Raw genomic sequence first — 18,197 nt, forward strand, 5'->3', positions numbered from 1 at the left:
GGCCCGCTTGCAAAAACAAATATGGCGCCCTCGGGCGCCATATTTTTTGCCGCTTCAAGCCCGCAGCATCAGGCCTTGTTGCGCTTGCGCAGCGCCACCACGCCCAGCATGCCCAGGCCCATCAGGGCCAGGCTGCCCGGCTCCGGCACGTTGCCGCCTTCGCCGCCGCCCGAGCCGCCTTCGCCCAGGTCGCGCGCGAAGAAGACTGCATTGGAGTAGCCGGGGATCTGGCCGCCATTGTTATGCCACTGGATTGCCCAGCTGCCGTTCAGCGTTGCGCCGGCGCCGATCGTTTGATCGTCGAACAGGAAGGCCGTCGACGTGTTGCCGGCATGGATGTCGAGCACCAGGTCCAGCATCAGCGCGCCAGTGGTGGTGTTCTTAACAGTCCAGGTTCCATCCGCCGCCAGCGTCAGGATCAGGCCATTGCTGGTGACAGTGCCGCTGGTTTTTGCGATCTTGCCCAGCAAGGACCAGGGGGTCGAAGTATCCGTGGCATAGGCGTCGAAGGCGCTGCCGAAGCCGGAAGTGTTACCTTGGGGGCCCTGTGACGGGTTGACGTTAGAAAACGCACAGGCAGTGGACCAGGCGCTGTTCAGCGTCACATCGTCCGTGGTTGCATTGGCGACCGAGCCCTTTGTTACATTGATAACGCTGCAGCTTGCGCCAACTGGGGCTGCAAATGCCGCCGTACCGGCCAACATGCCGGTAGCGCAAAACAGAGAAACTGCCAGGTTCTTCACGAGTTTGGACCGGTTCATATTACCCTCATATAATTAATTAGGTGGGTCTGTCAGCAGACACGTAAATATTAGCAATAGACGTGCCTGCTCTTTAAGGGCTTGATTACATTAGATATTTTTATCACGGACGGTTACAAGACAGCGAAAATGTAAAGTTCGTCGACACGACAAACTTACCCTTCGTGAATAAAATAAATCGGCCAGGGACGGCGCAGCTTCATGCGCAGGACAGGCGGATCACTCCCCCGGCGGCAGGCAGCCGAACAGGCGCTTGCCCGGCCGGTCGCTGTCCCAGATCTGGTGCACGACGGCGCTGCCGTCATGCTGCTTCGCCAGGCAGAAGCGCGCTTCATAGGCCTGGGCGACGCCGCGCCCCTGGGCGGGGCGGGCGTCGATGCGCAGGTAGTAGACCTTGCCGGTTTCGAGCGCTGTCGCCCGGGTTCGCGGCAGCGATGCGACCTGGCCGCCGTAGGGCACGCACATGGAGAAGCTGAGGGGAAAGGTACGCTCGGGCGGCATGGTCATCTTCCACAGCAGGCGCTGGCCGTCGGAGACGGTCACGGCGTGGAAATCCGGCGTACCCGCGCGTTCTTCGCGCGGGCTGATGGTGAAGCAGGGACCGCCGCGCGGGCCTTCGCGGACCTCGGCGGCGCCGGTGCGCGCCAGGGCGGCCTGTACCGGAATCAGGGTGAGTGCCAGGGTGGCCAAGGCACCGGCGCGGAATGACGGCTGCATAAAATATCCCACAGGAAACAAACGTACGGACGACAGCCTACGTTGCTGGGCTCGAGCGGGGGTTGATTCGACGCAAGTGGTTTACACAAGCGTTTGGGACAGCGCTACGAACTTGGGTCCCCGCCTGCGCGGGGACGACGGCTCGACATGAACTTGCGCGCTCCGCCGCGCGGCAGTTGCCCGCGGTCCGATGGGTTGGCCAGGAAACCCGCCAGCACCTGTTCGTACAAGTCGATCCGGTGCGCATGGCGACGCTGGCGCACGACGCGCGGCAGGCGCAGGAACTTCAGCGCGAAATAATCGGCCAGCAGGTCGCCCTGGGCTTCCATGTTGTAGTCGGCCAGGCTTGCGCCTTCGCGCAGTTCGTAATAGTAGGAAAGACCGATCCGGATCGCGCCGCGCAGGCGGACCGGATAGCCGAGCTGGTGCTGCCAGACGTGCACCATCTCGTGCATGAACCAGTGGATGACTGTCGGATTGCCGAGGCTGTAGTCGGGCAGGAAGCAGGAGTGGTGGAAGTAGATGCTGCCGTTCGGGGTCATGGCGCAGTTCTTCGGCTGCAGGCCCAGGGGCAGGTAGCGGCGGTTGTGGACCCGCACGCGCGTGTAGTCGATGGCGCCGCCGAACAGCAGCGACGCCATCGCGATCTCGCCCGCGGTCAGCCCGCGCGCCAGGCGCCTCATGTGCGCCTCATGTACGCCTCAAGCAGCCGCGCGCAGGCCCGACGCGGCCTTGGCCAGGTCGGTGATCAGGTCCCAGTCGCCGGCCTTCATCGCGTCCGCCGGGGTCAGCCAGGAGCCGCCCACGCAAGCCACGTTCTTCAGGGCCAGGAACTGCGGCGCGGTCTCGATCGAGATGCCGCCGGTCGGGCAGAAGGTGACGTCCGGCAGCGGGCCGCCGATCGCCTTCAGCATGCCGATGCCGCCTGCCGGCACGGCCGGGAACAGCTTGAGCTGCTTGAAGCCGGCTTCGCGCGCCAGCATCACTTCGGACGGGGTCATGCAGCCCGGCAGCAGCGGCAGGCCGCTCTTTTTCGCTGCCTCGATCAGCGCCGGGGTCAGGCCCGGCGACACGCCGAACACCGCGCCGGCATCGCGCGAGGCGGCGAATTCTTCCGGCTGGGTCAGGGTGCCGACGCCGACGATGGCGCCTTCGACCTGGGCCATCGCGCGGATCGCCTCCAGGCCGTGCCTGGTGCGCAGCGTCACTTCGAGCACACGGATGCCGCCGGCGACCAGGGCCTTCGCGAGGGGAACGGCGTGGTCCGGATCGTCGATCGCGATCACCGGGATCACGACGGCCGATTTCATGATGTCGAGCAGGTTCATATCAGTACTCATCGTTGTGCTCTCTTACTTGGATTTACGGAACAGGAAGTCTTCGTCGGAACCCGGCATGATCTCACCGGAATCAAGGCCTTCGTGCAGGGGAACGGTGGTCTCGATCGGCGACGGCAGCGGGAAGTGGGCGGCGCCCTGCTCGGCCGCGCTGACGGACTTGCGGAACACCTCGAACAGCTCGCGGCCCATCCCGATGTGGCTCTTGCTCAGGTCGGCGGTGGCCATCTTGCGCGATGCCCACACGTCGGCCGGCACCAGCGCCTCGAGCGTGCCGGCGGTCGCGTCGACCCGGATGATATCGCCGTCGCGCACCAGGCCCAGCGGACCGCCGGCCAGGATTTCCGGCGACACGTGGATCGCCGCCGGCACCTTGCCGGAAGCGCCCGACATGCGGCCGTCGGTGACCATCGCCACGTGGAAGCCGGCGTCCTGCAGGTTCGACAGCGCCGGGGTCAGCGCGTGCAGTTCCGGCATGCCGTTCGCGCGCGGGCCCTGGAAGCGGATCACGGCGACGAAGTCGCGGTTCAGGCTGCCAGCCTTGTAGGCATGCATGAAATCTTCCTGCGAATCGAAGGTCAGGGCCGGCGCCTCGACGATGTGGTGTTCCTTCTTGACCGCCGAGACCTTCATCACGGCGCGGCCCAGGTTGCCCTGCACCAGCACCAGGCCGCCGTCGGGGCTGAACGGATTGGTGTACTTGCGCAGCACGTTCTCGTCGCCGCTCTGCTCGGGCAGGTCTTTCCAGACCACCTGCTCGCCGTCCAGGAAGGGCTCCTTGCAGTGGGCGCGCAGGCCGCGGCCGAGGATGGTGTTGACGTCCTCGTGCGCCAGGCCGGCGTCGAGCAGTTCGCGGATCACGAAGGTCGGGCCGCCGGCGGCCTGGAAGTGGTTCACGTCGGCGTCGCCGTTCGGGTAGACGCGCGCCAGCAGCGGCACCACTTTCGACAGCTCGTCGAAATCGTCCCAGTCGACCACGATGCCGGCCGCGCGCGCGATGGCGATCAGGTGCATCGTGTGGTTGGTCGAGCCGCCGGTCGCGTGCAGCGCGGCGATGGCGTTGACGATGCACTTCTCGTCGACGATATGGCCGATCGGCATGTACTCGCCGCCCTGCTGCGAGATCTTCACGGCGTGTTGCGAGGCCGCGCGGGTCAGCGCGTCGCGCAGCGGCGTGCCCGGCGTGATGAAGGCGGCGCCCGGCAGGTGCAGGCCCATCACTTCCATCAGCATCTGGTTGCTGTTGGCGGTGCCGTAGAAGGTGCAGGTGCCGGCGCTGTGATAGGCCGCCGACTCGCCTGCCAGCAGCTCGTCGCGGGTGGCCTGGCCTTTCGCGTAGCGCTGGCGGATCGCCGCCTTTTCCTTGTTCGAGATACCGGTGGTCATCGGGCCGCCCGGCACGAAGATGCCCGGGATGTGGCCGAAGTGCAGCGCGCCGATCAGGAGGCCCGGCACGATCTTGTCGCAGATGCCCAGGTAGAGGGCGGCGTCGAACATATTGTGCGACATCGCGATCGCGGTCGACATGGCGATGGTGTCGCGCGAGAACAGCGACAGCTCCATGCCCGGCTGGCCCTGCGTGATGCCGTCGCACATGGCCGGCACGCCACCGGCGAACTGGGCCACGGCGCCGATCTCGCGCACGGCATCCTTGATCACTTTCGGGAAATACTCAAACGGCTGATGCGCCGACAGCATGTCGTTGTACGAGGAAACGATGGCGACCGACGGCTGCTTCTGCTCGATCAGCTTGAGCTTGTCGTTGGCCGGGAAGGCCGCGAAACCGTGCGCCAGGTTCGTGCACGCCAGCGTGCCGCGCTGCACGCCCTGCACGCGCGCCGCGTCCAGATGGGCCAGGTAAGCCTGGCGCGACGGCCGGCTACGCTTGATGATGCGTTGGGTCACCTTCTCTACTACGGGATGCACCGCCATGATCGTTCCTTATGAATTGGATTCCTGAAATTTTACTACAAAATATACCGGGGCGCATCCAGGCACCCCGTTCTTGAATGAAGCCTTGGGAAATTCGAATGTTGATGGTGGGCACGTGGTACCCACCCTACGGCGACCGGCAGGGTTGGCACCACGTGCCCCCGCGCTCCCCGCCGCACAATTTGTAGTGATTTTACGTCCGCTTCCTGTATGATTCGATAACCTGCATAAAATGACATCATACCGTCCATACTGCCCGAATCCCACTATCCATGCGCCAACCTCTTCTCACCACCACCGCCAGCTACCAGTCGCTCCGCAACCATGCCGCCCAGGCCCGTGAATGGCAGATGCGCGAACTGTTTGCACAGGATCCGCAGCGTTTCGAACGCCTGTCCGCCGAAGCCGCCGGGCTGTTCCTAGACTATTCAAAAAACCGTCTGGACGGGCGCACGCTTGAACTGCTGGCACAGCTCGCGCGCGAGCGCGGCGTCGAGCGCCTGCGCGACGCCATGTTCGCCGGCGAGAAGATCAACCTGACCGAAAACCGCGCCGTCCTGCACACTGCCCTGCGCGCGCCCCGCACCAGGCAGATCACGGTCGACGGCCAGGACATCACCGCCGACGTGCACGGCGTGCTGGACCGCGTCAAGGTCTTCAGCGACAGCGTCCGCAGCGGCGCCTGGAAAGGCCACACCGGCGCGCCCATCACCGACATCGTCAACATCGGCATCGGCGGCTCCGACCTCGGCCCGAAAATGGTCTGCCTGGCGCTGCGCCAGTTCGCCCATCCGCGCCTGACCATGCACTTCGTCTCGAACGTCGACGGCCACGACATGGACGCCGCGCTGTCGCGCGTGAATCCGGAAACCACCCTCTTCATCATCGCCTCCAAGACCTTTACCACGGCCGAGACCATGATGAACGCGAACACGGCCCGCGCCTGGTTCCTGCAGCAGGCGCCTGAAGAAGCCCTGGCAAAACACTTCGTCGCCGTCTCGACCAACGTCGAGGCGATCAAGACCTTCGGCATCGATCCGGCCAATATGTTCCCGTTCTGGGACTGGGTCGGCGGCCGCTATTCGGTCTGGTCGGCGATCGGCCTGCCGGTCGCGCTGTGCGTGGGCTTCGGCTACTTCAGCGACTTCCTGGCCGGCGCGCATGCGATGGACGAACACTTCCGCACCACCCCGATCGAGCAGAACCTGCCGATGATCATGGGCCTGGTCGGCTTCTGGAACCGCGAGTTCCTGGACTGCCCGTCGGTGTCGATCGCGCCCTACCACCAGGACCTGAACCGCTTCCCGGCCTACCTGCAGCAGCTCGACATGGAAAGCAACGGCAAGCGCGTCACGCGCGCCGGCGACCCCATCACCGACTACGAAACCGGCCCGGTGATCTGGGGCGACGTCGGCACCAACGGCCAGCACGCCTACTTCCAGCTGCTGCACCAAGGCACCGACGTGACCCCGATCGACTTCATCGCCGCGCTGCGCCCGGCCCACGAGTTCCACAACCACCATGCGGCCCTGCTGGCCAACTGCTTCGCCCAGTCGGAAGCCTTCATGAAGGGCAAGACGACCGACGAGGTGCGCCAGGACCTGGCCGGCCAGCCGGCGGACGAGATCGAGCGCCTGGCGCCGCACAAGACCTTCCCGGGCAACCGTCCCAGCAACACCATCCTGATGGATTACCTGAACCCGGCCACGCTGGGCGCCCTGATCGCGCTGTACGAGCACAAGGTCTTCGTGCAGGGCGCGCTGTGGGACGTCAACAGCTACGACCAGTGGGGCGTCGAACTGGGCAAGGTGCTGGCCAAGAAGATCGAAGCGGAACTCAACGGCGACGCCCAGCCGGCGCAGCACGACAGCTCGACCAACGGCCTGATCGCGCGCGCCAAGGCCGCCGTCTGAGCGGGAGATTCTCATGAAAACCGAACAATTCGTGGTAGTGCATGACGAGCCGATGAAGACCGGCGAATGCCCGATCTGGCACGCGGTCGAATCGGCGCTGTACTGGGTCGACATCCCCGACTTCATGGTGCACCGCCTGCACCCGGCCAGCGGCAAGTATTCGTCGTGGAAGATGGACAGCGAGCCCTCGGCGCTGGCGATCGACGTCGACAACAACCTGATCGTCTCCACCCGCAATGGCTTCGTATACCTGAACACCAGCAGCGGCGAGGCCGAGGAGATCGCGCCGGCGCCCTATGATACGAAGATCATGCGCTTCAACGACGGCCGCGTCGACCCGGCGGGCCGCTTCTGGGTCGGCACCATCTACGAACCGCGCGACCAGCCCAAGGCCGAGATGTACGTGCTGGACCAGGGCAAGCTGCGCCTGGCCTGGAGCGGCGGCATGACCAACTCGAACGGCCTGGCCTGGACCCTGGACGGCAAGACCATGTTCCACGCCGACACCACCAGCCACCGCATCGACGTCTACGACTACGACCTCGCCACCGGCACCGCGTCGAACGGCCGCAACCTGGTCACCTTCGAAGCCGACAAGACCAGCGGCACCTACGGCGGCCGCCCGGACGGCGCCGCCATCGACAGCGAAGGCAACTACTGGATCGCGATGTACGAAGGCGGCCGCATCCTGAAGCTGTCGCCGACCGGCGAGCTGCTGCAGCAGGTCGACCTGCCGCTGAAGTGCCCGACCGCGGTCTGCTTCGGCGGACCGGACCTGCGCACCCTGTACGTGACCAGCGCCTGCGGCGGGCGGCCGGCGGAAGAGCTGTCGGCGATGCCGAACAGCGGGAAGGTGCTGGCGTTCAGGGTCGATGTGGCGGGACTGGAAATGCCGGAGTATCGGGGCTGAACCGGGACGCGGGATCAGCTGCCTTCCTCGTCTTCAATAATCCGGGTAATACTGACAGCCGCCGGGTCGCTTGCCGGGAAGGACTCCTCCAGTCCTTCATCCAGCAAATCGCTGGCATGTTTCGAGCTCGTGACGGCCGCTTCATGATAGTGACCCGATGGCACCGCCTGGGATTTACCGATGTTATCCACGTCATCCTCCTTGTCGCGACGTATCCACACTGACGCAGCCTGCATGCTGCTGCACCCGAAGCCAGTCTACGCGCTTTCGCTGGCCGGGATATGGCAGCATAGGCATGCAAGACCGAAGACGTAGTAAATTTACTTGCGTGATCAATAATCGTGTAGTAAATTTACAATTCAAGCTCACTCTCTTCTTACGATCAGATACCCCATGGCTCTTTCCGATTTCGATCTCGTTTTCTTCGGCGGCAGCGGCGACCTCGCGATGCGCAAGCTGCTGCCCGCGATGTACGCCCGTGACGTCGCCAACGACCTGCCGCCGACCGCACGCATCATCTGCGTGGGCCGCGAGGACATGTCGCAGGAAGACTTCCTGCAGATGGTCGAGACGAACTCGAAGCCGCACATCAAGGAAAGCGTCGACGAAGCCGCGTGGAAGAAGTTCCTTGACCGGATCACCTGGGTCGCCGTGGATGCCGTCAACCTGAAGAGCTATGCCGGCCTGGCCGAGGCGCTGCGCCGCGACGAGTCGCTGACCCGCGTGTATTACCTGGCCACGCCGCCCTCGCTATTCGCGAAGATCTGCGACAACCTGGCCGCCAGCGGCCTGGCGACCGCGAATTCGCGCGTGGTGCTGGAAAAGCCGCTGGGCCGCGACCTGGCATCGGCCAAGCAGATCAATGCGGACGTCGGCAAGGTCTTCGCCGAATCGCAGATCTACCGGATCGACCACTACCTGGGCAAGGAGACCGTGCAGAACCTGCTGGCCCTGCGCTTCGGGAACATCCTGTTCGAGCCGCTGTGGCGCCGCGAGTGGATCTCGGACGTGCAGATCACCATCGCCGAGAAGATCGGCGTCGGCAACCGCCTCGGCTACTACGACAACTCCGGCGCCCTGCGCGACATGCTGCAGAACCACCTGCTGCAGCTGCTGTGCATCGTCGCGATGGAGCCGCCGACCTCGATCGCGCCGGACGCCGTGCGCGACGCCAAGCTGCAGGTGCTGCGCTCGCTGAAACGCTTCACCCCGACCACGCTGTCGCAGAACATCATCCGCGGCCAGTACCGCGCCGGTTACGTCGACGGCCAGCAGGTGCCGGGCTACCGCGAGGAGCCGGGCGCGCCGAAGCAGTCGAAGACCGAGACCTTCGTCGCCATGAAGGCCGAGATCGACACCTGGCGCTGGGCCGGCGTGCCCTTCTACCTGCGCACCGGCAAGCGCATGGCCGACCGCCTGGCCGAGATCGTCGTGCGCTTCAAGCCGATCCCGCATTCGATCTTCAACCAGCCGACCTCGAGCTTCCAGCCGAACAGCCTGGTGATCCGCCTGCAGCCGGACGAGGGCCTGTCGCTGAACCTGATGGCCAAGACCCCGGGCGACTCCATGCGCCTGAAGCAGGCCGAGCTCGAACTCGACTTCCGCGAGCAGTTCAAGGCGCCGCGCATGGAAGCCTACGAACGCCTGCTGCTGGACGTCCTGCGCGGCCAGCTGACCCTGTTCATGCGCGGCGACGAGCTGGAAGCGGCTTGGGAATGGGTCGAACCCATCCTCGATTACTGGGAGCAGGACGATACCTCGCCGGTGCCTTACTCCTCGGGCACCTGGGGCCCGGCGTCGTCGAGCGCCCTGATCGGCCGCGACGGCCTGCAGTGGCGCGAAGAAGCGCTGCCCGAAGACTGACCGAGCCCGGGAGCCAAATTGCTGCTCGATTCGATCCGCACCCAGCTCGACTCGCTGTCCAAGTCCGAGCGCAAGGTGGCGCTTGCCGTGCTGGCCTCGCCCAGCGCCACGGTCAGCCAGAACATCACCGCGCTGGCGCGCGCCGCCGGGGTCTCGGAGCCCACCGTGGTGCGCTTCTGCCGCACCCTCGGCTACGACGGCTGGCACGAGTTCAAGCTGAAGCTGGCGCAAGGGCTGGCGCTGGCCCTGCCCGGCGCCAGCGAACAGCCGGCCCAGGACGACCTGGCCTCCGACCTGGTCAACAAGATCTGCAGCCGGTCGATCAACACCCTGCTCGACCTGCGCAACAACCTCAAGCCCGAGCTGATCCAGAAGGCGCTGGACATCCTGTCGCGCGCCAACAAGATCGAGTTCTACGGCCAGGGCACCTCCGGCTTCGTGGCCGCCGACGCCCAGCACAAGTTCTTCCGCTCCGGCGTGCCGACCATCGCGTATACCGATCCGGCGATCCACTCGATCGCCGCGGCCCTGCTGCACGAGGGCGACGTGGTGGTGGCGATCTCCCAGCGCGGCAACAACCCCGCGCTGACGCGTTCGGCCAAGCTGGCGCGCCGCGGCGGCGCCGAGGTGATCGTGCTGGCGCCCTCCGGCACCCCGCTGGCGGACATGGCCAGCCTGCTGATCCCGATCGACCTGGTGTTCGCGATCGACCCCTACACGCCGATCTCGGCGCGCCTGGCCTACCTGGTCGTGATCGACGTGCTGGCGGTCGGCCTGGCGCTGCGACGCGGGCCGGAGTTCAGGAAGAAGATGCAGAATGCACAAAAGGCGCTGCAGGAGTTCGACATGCAGTTCGATTCGTTTATTGGTTGAGTTGCGCGGATGATCACCGTCTGGGGCAACGCGGACTCGGTCAACGTGCAAAAAGTCCTGTGGACCTGCGAAGAACTCGCGCTGGCTTACCACCGCATCGATGCCGGACGCCATTTCGGCGTGGTCGGCACGCCGGAATTCCTCAGCATGAATCCGAACGGCCTCGTGCCCACCATAGCCGACGATGCTTGCGTGGTTTGGGAATCCAACACCATTGTCCGGTATCTTGCCGGCCGTTATGCGCAGGATGGCCTGCTGCCGACTGCGCCCGGCGCGCGCGCCGACGCCGAGCGCTGGATGGACTGGACCAATTCGACCTTGTGGCCGGCCCTGCTGCCACTGTTCCGTGCCTTCATGCGCACGCCCGCACACGAGCGCGACCCGGTTCGGATCGAAGAACAGCGCCTGGCCGCCCTTGCCACCATGCGCATCCTCGACCGCCACCTGGCGGGGAGCGATTATGTCGGCGGCGCCGCGTTCACCGTGGGCGACATCGCGGCAGGATGCGCGGCCTGGCGCTGGTTCGCCCTGCCGATCGTACGCGAAGACCTGCCCGGCCTGCAGGCATGGTTCGACCGGCTGGCCAGCCGTCCGGCCTTCCGCAAGGCGGTCATGACGCCGCTGACCACCTGACACGCATGACTCGTCCGCGAGGTAATATATAGCGGATGAAACACACGCTCTTCCTTTTCGACCTCGACGACACGCTGCTCGACTTCAAGGCGTCCGAACGGCTCTCCTTCGTGCGCACCATGCAGGCGCTCGGCCTGCACGAGGGCGTCGACGCCCTGTTCCCCCACTACCAGGCCATCAACCTCGGACTCTGGCAGGAGTTCGAACAAGGCGTGGTCTCGAAGGACTTCCTGAAGGTCGAACGCTTCCGTCGCACCTTCGCCCGGAGCGCCCTCGACCTCGACGCCGAAGCGGCCAGCCACCTGTATCTCGAATCGCTGTCCGATACCGTGGTCCTGATCGACGGCGCCAAGCAGGTCTGCGAGGCTTTGTGCGCGGTCGGCGAAGTCGGCATCATCACCAACGGCGTCGAGCACATCCAGCAGCGCCGCATCGCCAGCTCGGGCCTGCGCGAGCACATCTCCTTCATCTCGACCTCCGAAGCCTGCGGCCACGCCAAGCCGGACAGCCGCTTCTTCGACTACGCCACGAAAATGGCGCGCGCCTTCGCGAAGCACAAAACGGTCATCGTCGGCGACCGCCTGGACGCGGACATCCTCGGCGCCAACCGCTTCGGCATCGACAGCTGCTGGTTCAATCCCGGCCGGCTGGGGAATGCGTCGGCGGCGGTGCCGAGCTGCGAGGTGAACTCCCTGCACGAGATCGTGCCGGCCCTGAAGAAGCTGGCGGCCTAGGCAGGCCTGGCCGGCCCGCCCATCAGCTTCAGCCAGCCGAACCCGGCCAATCCCGCCACCAGCGAGGCGAGCAGGATCGCCATCTTCGACCCGTTGACCAGCTCCGCCTGTCCCGCGAACGCCAGGTTGGTGATGAAGATCGACATCGTGAAGCCGATACCGCCGAGCAGTCCCGCGCCCAGCACGTGACGCCAGCCGAGGTCCTGCGGCAGCCGGCACAGGCCCAGCGCCACCGCCGCGAAGCTGAACAGGAAGATGCCGACCGGCTTGCCGGCGACGAGGCCGAGCAGGATGCCCAGGCTGTTCGTCGTCAGCAGCTGCGCGGGCCAGCCGGCGCCGACCAGGATCCCGGTGTTGGCCAGCGCGAAGAGCGGCAGGACCAGGAAGGTCACGGGCTTGTGCAGGGCGTGCTCGAGCCGGTGCGAGGGCGAGGCCGCATCGTCCTGCGTGCTTGAGTACGGGATCGCGAAGGCCAGCAGCACGCCGGCAATGGTCGCGTGCACGCCGGACTTGAGCATCAGGAACCACATCAGCGCGCCGCCGAGCAGGTAAGGCGCCAAGGCCATGACGCGCAGCACGCGGTTCATGGCGAGCAGCGCGCCGAACACGGCCAGGGCGCCGAGCAGCCAGGCGATCGACAGCCCATCCGTATAGAACAGGGCAATGACCACGATGGCGCCCAGGTCGTCCATGACCGCCAGCGCCGTCAGGAAGATCTTCAGCGAGGCCGGCGCCCGGCTGCCGAGCAGGGCCAGCACGCCCAGCGCGAACGCGATGTCGGTCGCCATCGGGATGCCGACCCCGGCCTGCGTCGGCGTGCCGTTATTGAAGCCGAAGTGGGTCAGCGCCGGGACCATGATGCCGCCGGCGGCGGCCAGCATCGGCAGCAAGGCATTCCTGAAGTCCGACAGCTCGCCGTTGTACAGCTCGCGTTCGAGCTCGAGCCCGATCAGCAGGAAGAAGACGGCCATCAGGGCGTCGTTGATCCAGAGTTCGACGCTCAGCCCGGCGATTTGCAGGCGCCAGAAACCAAGCCAAGCGGCGCCCAGCGGAGAATTCGCCAGCGCAAGCGAGAGGATGGTGCACAGGATCAGGACGATGCCGCCGGCCTTGCCCGAGGCGGCGAATGCCTTGAAGGTATTGGAGAGGGAGGTGATCATAAGGTCGCGTAAGAGCCGCGTGGCGGCCCGACCATCGCACATCCTGTCACGCCCGGCGGCGTGATCACCCTTGCGGGCATTGTAACCCGCTTGCGGATGCTGGCGGTAAAATAGGCGTTTCGATCAGTCTGCCCCTGGCGCCCATCCCATGCACATCAATCCCGAACGCAGCACCCGCCCCGACTACGACCTGCTGGTACGCCAGGTCGCCAGCATCCTCGAAGGCGAGCGCGACCTGACCGCCAACGCCTCGCAGTTCTCGGCCCTGGTCTATGACACCCTTGCCGACCTGAACTGGGCCGGCTTCTACCTGACCGTCCCGGCGAAAAACGGCGACGGCCAGGACCTGCTGGTCGGCCCCTTCCAGGGCAAGCCGGCCTGCGCCCGCATCCCCTTCGGCCGCGGCGTCTGCGGAACGAGCGCCGTCAAGCGCGAGACCATCGTGGTGCCGGACGTGCACGCCTTTCCGGGCCACATCGCCTGCGACTCGGCCTCGAACTCGGAAATCGTGATCCCGGTCGTCAAGGCCGGCCGCCTGGTCGGCGTGTTCGACATCGACAGCCCGACGCTGGACCGCTTCTCGGACGAGGACAAGGCCGGGCTGGAAGCCATGGTCGCGGCCTTCGTGGACGCGACGGATTGCTGATTTTTCGAGCACCTCCGCTGAAAACGGTACAATCCCGGAATTCGACTTCAACACACCCTCACGCATCATGAACCAACTCGAGCAACTCAAGCAGTACACCACCGTGGTGGCCGACACCGGCGACTTCCAGTCGATCAAGGCCTACGCGCCGCAGGACGCGACCACCAACCCGTCGCTGATCCTGAAGGCCGTCCAGAAGCCGGAATACCGTCCGCTGCTGGAAAAAGCCGTCGCCGACGCGAAGGGCGCAGGCGTCGAAGAGATCGTCGACCGCCTGCTGATCGCCTTCGGCGTCGAGATCCTGAAGTACGTGCCGGGCCGCGTCTCGACCGAGATCGACGCCGCGCTGTCCTTCGACACCGAAGCCACCGTCGCCAAGGGCCGCGAACTGATCGCCCTGTACGAAGCCGCCGGCATCCCGCGCGAGCGCGTGCTGATCAAGATCGCCTCGACCTGGGAAGGCATCCGCGCCGCCGAGATCCTGGAAAAGGACGGCATCCGCTGCAACCTGACCCTGCTGTTCTCGCTGTGCCAGGCCATCGCCTGCGCCGAAGCGGGCGTGCAGCTGATCTCTCCTTTCGTTGGCCGCATCTACGACTGGTACAAGAAATCGACCGGCACCGACTACCAGGGCGCCGACGATCCGGGCGTGCAGTCGGTCAAGCGCATCTACCAGTACTACCGCAAGTTCGGCTACAAGACCGAGGTGATGGGCGCGAGCTTCCGCAACACCTCGCAGATCCTGGAACTGGCCGGCTGCGACCTGCTGACCATCTCGCCGGACCTGCTGCAGAAGCTGGCCGACGCCGACGCGCCCGTGGAGCGCAAGCTCGCGCTTGACTCGTCCGTCAACATCGACAAGATCGCGATGGACGAGAAGACCTTCCGCTTCATGCTGAACGAAGACGCGATGGCGACCGAGAAGCTGGCCGAGGGTATCCGTGCCTTCGTGGCGGATTCGGTCAAGCTGAAGAAGATGATCGAAGAGCTGCGCTGATCGCACGTCGTCCCCGCCTTCGCGGGGACGACGATGATTCGGCGGCTGCTGGCCGCCGTTTTCCGTTTACATTCCCATCTCCGCCACCAGCGTCCGCACCATCTCCGCGGCCGGCAGCTCGCGCGCCAACGGCGCCCCCTGCCCCGCCCAGTGCGCCGCGAACTCATGCCTGCCCGACTTCGCCGCGGCGGCGTGCAGCTGCTTGGCGGCGTCGTAGGCGACCGGATAGGGCGCCGCCGGCGGACTTCCGGCCGCGTCGCCATGCGCGATCAGCTGGTTGAGCATGCCGCGCGCCGGGCGGCCCGATATCGCCGCCGTCATCCGCGTCGCCGCGGCCCGCTCGCTCTGCAAATTCGCGCGATACGCGCCGCTGGCCGACGACTCCGGACACAGGATGAAGGCGGTGCCCAGCTGCGCCGCCACCGCGCCCAGGTCCAGCGCCGCCCGGATGCCGGCGCCGTCCATGATGCCGCCCGCCGCCACGACCGGCAAGCCGGTCTTCTTCACCAGCAGGCGCACCAGCACCGAGGTGCTCAGGCGCTCGTCGCTCTCTTCCTGATCGAACATGCCGCGGTGGCCGCCGGCCTCGATGCCCTGGGCCACGATCGCCTGCACGCCCGCCTGTTCGATCGCCCGGGCTTCGCGCAGGTTGGTCGCGGTCGCCATCGTGAACACGCCGGCCTGGTGGAAGGCGGCCAGGCGCTCGCTGGACGGCAGGCCGAAGTGGAAACTGACGACGGCCGGGCGCAGTTCGAGCAGCATGCGGAACATGTCCTCGTCCTCGTTGAAGGATTTATAAATCTCGTCGAGCGCGGACGGCGCCGGGATGCCGGCGTCGGCGAACAGGGGCGCGAGGTGGCCGAGCCAGGCCGCTTCGCGCGCGGCGTCGCGCTGCGCCGGTACATGGCAGAACAGGTTCGCGTTGTAGGGCCGGTTCGTCAGGCCACGCATCTCCTCGAGCATCTGGCGCGCCTGCGCCGCGTTGCTGGCGCCCAGCCCCAGCGAGCCGAGGGCGCCCGCGTCGGACACCGCCGCCGCCAGGCGCGGGGTCGACACGCCGGCCATCGGCGCCTGGATGAGCGGATACTCGATGCCCAGCCGTGCAAGGAACTGCTGCGATGCATTCATGGATTCCCCTTTCGATAACGATACAGATAAATAGCGCTCGCCAGCAGGCCCAGCGCCGACAGCGCCAGCGCCAGGTGCAGTCCGGCGGACTCGGTGACCGTGAAGCGGGCGATGGCGGCGCTGGCCAGCGGCCCCGCCAGCTGGCCGAGCGCGAAGCCGGCCGTCATGCGCCCCAGCACGCGCGTGGCCTGCCCTTCGGCACGCGCCCGCGCTTCCTGCATGCCGGTCATGGTGATCACCATGAAGGTGCCGCCGACCAGCAGCGCCGCCAGGGTCACGCTCGCCAGCGAGGTCCACACCGCCGGCAGCAGCACGCCGACTGCCATGATCACATGCGCGGCCGCCCATACCACGAGGCGATCCGCCCGCGCCAGGCGCCAAGAGACGATCAGGGTGGAGAGGGCCGCGGCCGCCCCGAACACGGGCCAGGCCAGGCCGAACACGCGCGGGTCGTCGACCAGTTGCCGCGCCAGCGCCGGCAGGTAGGTCGCGGGCAGGATGTAGCCGAAGCCGAACAGCGTATAGCAGACGACCAGGCCGAACGTGGCCTGCGGCGCGGCGGCCTTGGCGGGCGCAGATCGGGGCACCGGCACGGGCACGGGCGCGGGCGCAGACCCGGACGCGGGCGGAGGCGCGGGAAGGCTGCGGCTCAGCAGCAGTGGCGGCACCACGGCCAGCGCGGCCAGCGCCGCCAGGCCGATCCACATCCGCGACGATGGCAGCACGCTCCCGAGCAGCAGGCAGAACAGGCCGGCCGTGGCGATGCCGATCCCGACGCCGGCGAACTGGACTCCGGCCAGGCCGGGACGTCCGAGCGCGGCGAGCCAGCCGAGGCCCCAGGCGCTGGTCGCCACCAGGACCCAGGCGCTCATCACGCCCGCCAGGAAGCGCAGCGCGACCCACCAGGGCAGGGACGCGGTCCAGCCGACGCCGGCCGTGATCAGCACCGTGCCCAGCAGGCCGAAGGCCAGCAGTTGCGCCGGCCGCGTGCGCATGCGGCTCGAGGCCAGCGCTCCGGCCAGGTAGCCGAGGTAGTTGGCGGCGGCGAGCATGGCGCCGGCATGGCTGTCGAGCAGGCCGTCGCGCACCATCAGCGGGAACAGCGGCGTGAAGGCGAAGCGGCCGATGCCCATGGCGACCGCCAGCGCGGCCATGGCGGCGACGCAGACCGCCGTGGCGGTCCGGCCGGACCGGGCGGCGATCGGGATTGTTGTAGTGTCCATGCCTCCATTAAAGCGCAGCCTGGGCGCGCTGACCAATGAATAAAAATGAACTATCATTCTCGCCATGAGAACGATCGACCTGGAAGCGCTGCTGATCTTCCGCACCGTCGTCAGCGAGGGCGGGGTGAACCGCGCCGCGGAAAAGCTGCACCGCGTACCGTCCAACGTCACCACCCGCATCCGCCAGCTCGAAGCATACCTCGGCGTGCGCCTGTTCCGCCGCGACGGGCGCAAGCTCAGCCTGACCGCGGAAGGCAAGACCCTGCTGAACTATGCGATGCGCCTGCTGCGCCTGGCCGACGAGGCGGTCGACGAGCTCCGCACCGGCAAGCCGCAGGGCGTATTCCGCCTCGGCTCGCTGGAAAGCACGGCCGGCAGCCGCCTGGCGCCGATCCTGTCGCGCTACCACGCCGCGCATCCGGGCGTGGTGGTGGAACTCGTCACCGGTACCACCGGCACCCTGCTCCACCGCGTGCGCAATGTCGAGATCGAGGCGGCGTTCGTGTCCGAGCCCTTCACGGCGCCGGAACTGGAAGCGCTGCCGGTATTTCATGAGGAGCTGGTCCTGATCACGCCGCGCAGCGTCAAGGCGATCCGCGGCGCGAAGGACCTTGCCGGCCTGACCATGATCGCCTTCGCCCAGGGCTGTTCCTACCGCCGGCGCCTGGACGACTGGCTCGGCAGCGAGAACGTGATCGCCGAGCGGGTGCTGGAATTCGGTTCCTACCAGGGCATGATCGCCTGCGTCGCCGCTGGCACCGGCTTTGCGGTGGTGCCGAAGAGCGTGCTGGGCGCGCTGCAGGCGGCCGACAAGATCCGGGAGCACAGGCTGCCGGAGCGGATCGCGGCCAACCGCACGCACCTGGTGTGGCGCGGGCAGGCGTCGCTGGCCCTGGCGGGCCTGATCGAGATGCTCACTGCTTGCGGTGAAAGCGCCGCGAGCTGACCGGGCGGCCGTTTACGTACTCGATGACTTCGATGTGCCGGGTGTCGTAGACCAGCGGATAACTGATCCGCACGTCCTCGTCGACGCGCCCGCAGCTGCTGCTGCGCAGCGTCAGCAGATAGGTCGGCAGGCTGCCCTTGGCGCCGGCCACGAACCTGGTCCCGCGCCCATCGCGGTACACCGTGCCGGGCTTTTCGATCTTCGGCGCGAATTCCTGGACACACGCCGGCGCCGACTTGTCCGGCCCGCTCCAGCGCATGCGCCCATCCTTGATGTCCAGGACCGTGTAGCCGCCTTGCGCCTGCGCCGGGTCGTCCAGCAGCCAGCGCCCGGCGAACGGCAGGGATTGCGCCAGCACGGCCGGCGCCGCGGCGAGGCCGAGGCAGGCGCCCAGCAGGCGCGCACGCCATCGCGCTCCGGCCAT

19 protein-coding genes are annotated in these 18,197 nt (G+C 66.7%); 9 read left to right on the plus strand and 10 right to left on the minus strand.

Going from position 1 to position 18,197, the window contains the following annotated elements; all coding sequences use genetic code 11:
* Positions 1-68: 68 nt before the first annotated feature.
* From AM586_RS09255 to edd, 5 genes are all read right to left on the minus strand, one after another.
* Positions 69-761: a PEP-CTERM sorting domain-containing protein gene (locus AM586_RS09255; protein WP_082439729.1), complete on the minus strand. Its 693-nt coding sequence runs from the start codon at positions 759-761 to the stop codon at positions 69-71.
* A gap of 219 nt (positions 762-980) precedes the next feature.
* Positions 981-1,478, minus strand: a complete 498-nt coding sequence (locus tag AM586_RS09260) for a hypothetical protein (protein ID WP_060567052.1) — start codon at positions 1,476-1,478, stop codon at positions 981-983.
* Between the two features lie 104 nt (positions 1,479-1,582).
* Entirely contained in the window at positions 1,583-2,161 is a 579-nt protein-coding gene (locus tag AM586_RS09265; RefSeq protein WP_047823560.1) for a hypothetical protein, read from the minus strand.
* An 18-nt stretch (positions 2,162-2,179) separates the two neighbouring features.
* Positions 2,180-2,806 (minus strand): bifunctional 4-hydroxy-2-oxoglutarate aldolase/2-dehydro-3-deoxy-phosphogluconate aldolase, encoded by a 627-nt coding sequence (gene eda, locus AM586_RS09270; RefSeq protein WP_047823558.1) that lies wholly within the window; start codon positions 2,804-2,806, stop codon positions 2,180-2,182.
* A 24-nt stretch (positions 2,807-2,830) separates the two neighbouring features.
* On the minus strand, positions 2,831-4,747 hold the full coding sequence (gene edd / locus AM586_RS09275; RefSeq protein ID WP_047823557.1) for a phosphogluconate dehydratase: 1,917 nt from the start codon (positions 4,745-4,747) through the stop codon (positions 2,831-2,833).
* A 272-nt stretch (positions 4,748-5,019) separates the two neighbouring features.
* On the opposite strand from edd, the gene pgi reads away from it, so the two are divergent.
* Positions 5,020-6,660 (plus strand): glucose-6-phosphate isomerase, encoded by a 1,641-nt coding sequence (gene pgi, locus AM586_RS09280; protein ID WP_047823555.1) that lies wholly within the window; start codon positions 5,020-5,022, stop codon positions 6,658-6,660.
* Positions 6,661-6,673: 13 nt separating this feature from the next.
* Positions 6,674-7,570, plus strand: a complete 897-nt coding sequence (locus AM586_RS09285; RefSeq protein WP_047823553.1) for an SMP-30/gluconolactonase/LRE family protein — start codon at positions 6,674-6,676, stop codon at positions 7,568-7,570.
* A 14-nt stretch (positions 7,571-7,584) separates the two neighbouring features.
* On the opposite strand, the gene AM586_RS09290 is transcribed toward AM586_RS09285, so the two are convergent.
* Positions 7,585-7,761 carry a hypothetical protein gene (locus AM586_RS09290; RefSeq protein WP_156328125.1) on the minus strand — a complete coding sequence of 59 codons (177 nt, stop codon included), beginning with the start codon at positions 7,759-7,761 and terminating at the stop codon, positions 7,585-7,587.
* 202 nt (positions 7,762-7,963) lie between these two features.
* Between AM586_RS09290 and zwf the strand changes: the two genes are divergently transcribed.
* Genes zwf through AM586_RS09310 form a run of 4 tightly spaced genes read left to right on the plus strand, consistent with a single transcriptional unit; the run spans position 7,964 to position 11,673 of the window.
* Positions 7,964-9,433 (plus strand): glucose-6-phosphate dehydrogenase, encoded by a 1,470-nt coding sequence (zwf, locus tag AM586_RS09295; RefSeq protein ID WP_047823549.1) that lies wholly within the window; start codon positions 7,964-7,966, stop codon positions 9,431-9,433.
* 18 nt (positions 9,434-9,451) lie between these two features.
* The gene (locus AM586_RS09300; protein WP_047823546.1) at positions 9,452-10,306 is read left to right on the plus strand and encodes an SIS domain-containing protein; all 855 of its coding nucleotides are present in this window, start codon (positions 9,452-9,454) and stop codon (positions 10,304-10,306) included.
* A 9-nt stretch (positions 10,307-10,315) separates the two neighbouring features.
* Positions 10,316-10,939 carry a glutathione S-transferase family protein gene (locus tag AM586_RS09305; protein ID WP_047823545.1) on the plus strand — a complete coding sequence of 208 codons (624 nt, stop codon included), beginning with the start codon at positions 10,316-10,318 and terminating at the stop codon, positions 10,937-10,939.
* Between the two features lie 35 nt (positions 10,940-10,974).
* Positions 10,975-11,673: a YjjG family noncanonical pyrimidine nucleotidase gene (locus AM586_RS09310; protein WP_047823543.1), complete on the plus strand. Its 699-nt coding sequence runs from the start codon at positions 10,975-10,977 to the stop codon at positions 11,671-11,673.
* Here the strand turns inward: AM586_RS09310 and nhaA are convergent.
* Positions 11,670-12,833: a Na+/H+ antiporter NhaA gene (gene nhaA, locus AM586_RS09315; protein ID WP_060567054.1), complete on the minus strand. Its 1,164-nt coding sequence runs from the start codon at positions 12,831-12,833 to the stop codon at positions 11,670-11,672. The two genes, AM586_RS09310 and nhaA, sit on opposite strands and share 4 nt — an antisense overlap.
* 148 nt (positions 12,834-12,981) lie before the next feature.
* Here nhaA and AM586_RS09320 point away from each other — a divergent pair, with 148 nt between their 5' ends.
* On the plus strand, positions 12,982-13,479 hold the full coding sequence (locus AM586_RS09320; protein ID WP_047823539.1) for a GAF domain-containing protein: 498 nt from the start codon (positions 12,982-12,984) through the stop codon (positions 13,477-13,479).
* Between the two features lie 67 nt (positions 13,480-13,546).
* Entirely contained in the window at positions 13,547-14,476 is a 930-nt protein-coding gene (tal, locus tag AM586_RS09325) for a transaldolase (protein WP_047823537.1), read from the plus strand.
* 66 nt (positions 14,477-14,542) lie between these two features.
* Here the strand turns inward: tal and AM586_RS09330 are convergent, their stop codons facing one another.
* Positions 14,543-15,604, minus strand: a complete 1,062-nt coding sequence (locus AM586_RS09330; RefSeq protein ID WP_047823535.1) for a nitronate monooxygenase family protein — start codon at positions 15,602-15,604, stop codon at positions 14,543-14,545.
* On the minus strand, positions 15,601-16,827 hold the full coding sequence (locus AM586_RS09335; protein WP_047823533.1) for a YbfB/YjiJ family MFS transporter: 1,227 nt from the start codon (positions 16,825-16,827) through the stop codon (positions 15,601-15,603). Before AM586_RS09335 ends, AM586_RS09330 begins: the two co-directional genes overlap by 4 nt.
* Positions 16,828-16,891: 64 nt before the next feature.
* Between AM586_RS09335 and AM586_RS09340 the strand changes: the two genes are divergently transcribed.
* Positions 16,892-17,773 carry a LysR family transcriptional regulator gene (locus tag AM586_RS09340; RefSeq protein ID WP_047823531.1) on the plus strand — a complete coding sequence of 294 codons (882 nt, stop codon included), beginning with the start codon at positions 16,892-16,894 and terminating at the stop codon, positions 17,771-17,773.
* Here AM586_RS09340 and AM586_RS09345 read toward each other — a convergent pair.
* On the minus strand, positions 17,742-18,197 hold the full coding sequence (locus AM586_RS09345) for a hypothetical protein (RefSeq protein WP_109370454.1): 456 nt from the start codon (positions 18,195-18,197) through the stop codon (positions 17,742-17,744). The two genes, AM586_RS09340 and AM586_RS09345, sit on opposite strands and share 32 nt — an antisense overlap.

The sequence above is a fragment of the Massilia sp. WG5 genome (assembly GCF_001412595.2).
Lineage (GTDB): Bacteria > Pseudomonadota > Gammaproteobacteria > Burkholderiales > Burkholderiaceae_D > Telluria.